Genomic DNA, 3,766 nt, shown 5'->3' on the forward strand with positions numbered 1-3,766 from the left:
AGGTAGACGTACGCGTCGGGGTTACTGGAGACGGCTCGGGCGACGGCGGGCAGCGTCTTCATCAGGTATTCCATGTATACGGTGCGGAAGGGTCCGAAGGTGGGTGTCGAGAACTCGCACACCACGAGGCGGCCGCCGGGCTTGGTGACGCGCGCGATCTCGCGGAGTCCGGCCTGGTAGTCGGACACGTTGCGCAGTCCGAAGGAGATGGTGGCGGCGTCGAAGCTGGCGTCGGCGTACGGCAGATGCATTGCATCTCCTGCCACCATCGGCACGGGCCGGTCGGCGCCCGCCTGCAGCATTCCCTTCGAGAAATCCGTTGCGACGCACCACGCTCCGCTGCGCGCGAGTTCGACGGTCGAGACGCCGGTGCCCGCGGCGAGATCGAGGACCTTCTCCCCCGGCCTCAGGTTCAGTGCTTCGCGGGTGAGCTTGCGCCAACTGCGGTCCTGACCGAAGGACAGAACGGTATTGGTGATGTCGTACCGGCGAGCGACGCCGTCGAACATCGACGCGACCTCGTGTGGTTCCTTGTCGAGCGTTGCACGCGTTGTGGACACGTTTTCGAGCTTACGGCAGCCGCCCTCGGCCCGGAATCAGGCGGATCGCAGCGCCCGTCGCGTTTCCCATCCGAGGACGTCGCCGTAGTGGCCGAGCAGTTCGTCGCAGATTGCGGGCCATGTTCGGTGCAGAACCGACTTGCGCGCGGCCTCGCCGAAGCGCGCCCGCATGGCCGGCGAGGTCAGGGCCGACACGGCGCTCGGCAGCAATTCGGTGAACCGGTCGACGGGCAGGAGGTACCCGTTGCGGCAGTGCGAGACGAGGTCGCGAGGGCCTCCCGCATCGGGGCCGATGACGGGTATGCCGCTGGCGAGCGCTTCCTGCACGGCCTGGCAGAACGTCTCGTGCTCGCCGGGGTGGACGAAGACGTCGAAGCTGGCGTAGGCCTGCGCGAGTTGGTCGCCGCCCAGTTGGCCGGTAAAGATCGCCGACGGCATCAGCTTCTGCAGCGACGCCCGGTCGGGTCCGTCACCGACGACGACGACCTGGATGTCCGGGTCGTCGGCGATGACTGCGAGCCGCTCGACATGCTTTTCCGGGGCGAGACGGCCGACGAATCCGACGACGAGCTTGCCGTCACCGGTCCACTGCCGACGCAGGGATTCGCGACGCGCGGACGGCGCGAAGCGGATGGCGTCGACGCCTCTGGCCCAGCGGTGGACGCGCGGGATGCCGTGCTGTTCGAGGGCGTCGACGGCGGACGAGGACGGCGCGAGAGTGCGTGCGGCGCCGCGGTGTACTCGACGAGTCCAGCGCCACGCGGCGCGCGAGGTGAGCCCGAGTCCGTAGCTTTCGGCGAAGCCTGCGACGTCGGTCTGGTAGACGGCGACGGATGGGACGCCGAGGCGGTTGGCTGCTGCGAGTCCTCCTGCACCGAGGAGGAACGGCGACGCCAGGTGCACGACGTCGGGGCCGAACTCGCGCAGGGTCGCCGTCAGGCCCGGGCCGGGGACGCCGACGGGTAGCGAGCTGACCTTGGGAACCATGACCGCGGGGACGCGGTGAACGGGCACGCGTCCGTGTTCGACCGCTGCGCGCGGCTTGCCCGCTGGATTGTCCGGGGCGACGACCATGGCGTCGTGGCCGGTTCGTTCGAGATGTTCGAGAACTCGGAGAACCGAGTTGGTGACGCCGTTCATGTTGGGTAGGAACGATTCCGCAACGATGGCTACTCGCACGATGATCAGTGTGGGCAGCGTCTCGGGCCACCGGGGAGCGTCCGAGTTACGAGCGGGCGAAGTTCACGCGAATCACTGGCTGTTGCCTGCTCCCGCGTCGGACAGTTCGCGGCGTCGCAGCAGCAGCACGATCGGACCCGCAATCGCCCACGTGACCACCACGACCGAGGCGGCAGGGATGATCGCGACGGCAGCGCTGCGTCCTGCAACGCGGACGAGATCGGGGTCGCCGGTGTAGAACTCGACGTCGATGCGTTGCCCGACACTGAGATTCGTCGGGTACAGCACGCCCAGCTGCGGATTGTGCGTGACGCCGTCGTCGGTGACGAAGCTGACCGCGGAGCGTAGTTTGCCCGCCGAGAGCACCTCGGCCGTCGCGCGGCCCTCGTCGCCGGTGATGGTGCGGTCGTTCTGCCATGCGCCGACGACCAGCAGGAAAGCGAGCACGGAGATACCCGTCGCGACGACGGTCACCGAGATGCGGATTCGTCGACGAACGGTCGAGAGGTGCGTCCGGTCCGTCGTGGTTGTCTCGCGGGTACTCACGCCCGTAGACGTTACTGTGTAACGTTTGCGGGCATGTCTCGCGACTTCGAGTTCACCATCAACTCCGAATACACTCCTGCCGAGGTGCACGAGGCCCTGACCAGCGAGGAGCAATGGCTCGCACGGTTCGCCAAGGCCCAGAAGACGGACGGGTACGAGCTGACCAAGCACGAGGACGGCGGCATCACCGTTGACATCGAGGAGGAAGTGGGCACCTCCGAGTTGCCGGGCTTCGTCAAGAAGGTCATCACGGGCCGTTTGCTGGTGACGCGCACCGACCACTGGGGTCCGTTCGAAACGGACAGGGCCGACGGGACGTTGGCGGGCGGAGCGTCGGCCGTCAAGGCGAAGGTCGAAGGCACGACGACGCTGCGGCCGTCGGGCTCGGGCACCGTGCTGACGGTCAAGGGCAGGACGACGGTGAAGATTCCGCTCATCGGCGGCAAGATCGAAGCGCTGATCAACGACATGGTCAAGGACATGGTCGATCAGGAAACGGGCGAGACGGTCGAGTGGGCGAAGGCGCAGGGCCTGGGCGACAAGCCGACGGAAACCGAAACCAAAGAAACCTAGAGCGGACGCGTCAAAGCCGGGCGCGGATTCCCGCGTGCAGCTCGCGTAGCCCGGACCGTTCGGTCGTCACTTCGAGAACGCGAATGCCGTCGGCGCTTCCCGTGAGGGCTGCTGCCAACTGGGTCGTGTCGACGCCCCGGTGTTCGATGCGGTACGCCGCACACAGGGCCGCGAGGTCCATTCCGTGCGGCGTGCCGAACACCCGCTCGAAGGCGCCGGCGTACTGCGGATCGCCCTGCTCGAGCAATTCGAAGATGCCGCCGCCGTCGTCGTTGGCGACGACGATCGTCAGGTCCTTCGGCCTCGGTTCGCCGGTGCCGATGAGCAGGCCCGAGGCGTCGTGCAGGAAGGTCAGGTCGCCGAGCAGGGCGACGGTGCGACCCTCCCGCGACAGTGCCGCGCCGACGGCCGTCGACACCGTTCCGTCGATGCCTGCGACACCGCGATTGGACAGCACGCGCACACCCGTCGTCGGATAGCTCACCAGCGCCGCGTCGCGGACCGGGTTCGACGCCCCCAGCAGCAGCTGATCGCCGTCTCGGAGCGACGACATCACCGTTGCCGCGACGTGAAGGCCTGTCGGCTTCGGTTGCGCGGCGAGTTCGTCGCGCACCGCGAGATCCGCCCGGGCGGAGAGTTCGAGACACCGCTCGATCCACGCGAGCCGCGGACTACCCGTCGTCACCGCGCGGGTACCCGTCGCGAGAACGTTGCCGGACACGTCGGGCCAGCGCGGACCAGTTGTGAGGGCGATGACGTCCACCGCCGGATCGGCCAGCAGAGCGGACACGGGACGGTGCAGTGTCGGTCGGCCGGTGATGATCGCCTGCCGCGGTTTCAGCTGCGAGAGGGCCATCGGGTGCAGCGGCACACCGTGCAGCGGCGCCGTCGGCTCGGCCACCGTCGGT

Annotated in this window: 5 protein-coding genes; 1 reads left to right on the forward strand and 4 read right to left on the reverse strand. The window is 68.0% G+C overall.

Annotated features, from left to right (window positions below; translation table 11 throughout):
* From WBQ44_RS15825 to WBQ44_RS15835, 3 genes are all read right to left on the reverse strand, one after another.
* A partial coding sequence (locus WBQ44_RS15825; protein WP_495567625.1) for a class I SAM-dependent methyltransferase occupies positions 1-509 on the reverse strand: 509 nt, incomplete at its 3' end.
* Between the two features lie 87 nt (positions 510-596).
* The gene (locus tag WBQ44_RS15830; protein ID WP_495567622.1) at positions 597-1,739 is read right to left on the reverse strand and encodes a glycosyltransferase family 4 protein; all 1,143 of its coding nucleotides are present in this window, start codon (positions 1,737-1,739) and stop codon (positions 597-599) included.
* A 72-nt stretch (positions 1,740-1,811) separates the two neighbouring features.
* Positions 1,812-2,219, reverse strand: a complete 408-nt coding sequence (locus tag WBQ44_RS15835; RefSeq protein WP_495567626.1) for a DUF3592 domain-containing protein — start codon at positions 2,217-2,219, stop codon at positions 1,812-1,814.
* A 99-nt stretch (positions 2,220-2,318) separates the two neighbouring features.
* On the opposite strand from WBQ44_RS15835, the gene WBQ44_RS15840 reads away from it, so the two are divergent.
* Entirely contained in the window at positions 2,319-2,858 is a 540-nt protein-coding gene (locus WBQ44_RS15840; protein WP_495567623.1) for a DUF2505 domain-containing protein, read from the forward strand.
* A 10-nt stretch (positions 2,859-2,868) separates the two neighbouring features.
* Here WBQ44_RS15840 and WBQ44_RS15845 read toward each other — a convergent pair.
* On the reverse strand, positions 2,869-3,766 hold an 898-nt coding region (locus tag WBQ44_RS15845; RefSeq protein WP_495567624.1), incomplete at its 5' end, for a thiamine pyrophosphate-dependent enzyme.

The organism is Rhodococcus sp. (in: high G+C Gram-positive bacteria), assembly GCF_049591685.1.
In the GTDB taxonomy this organism is placed as follows: Bacteria; Actinomycetota; Actinomycetes; order Mycobacteriales; family Mycobacteriaceae; genus Rhodococcoides.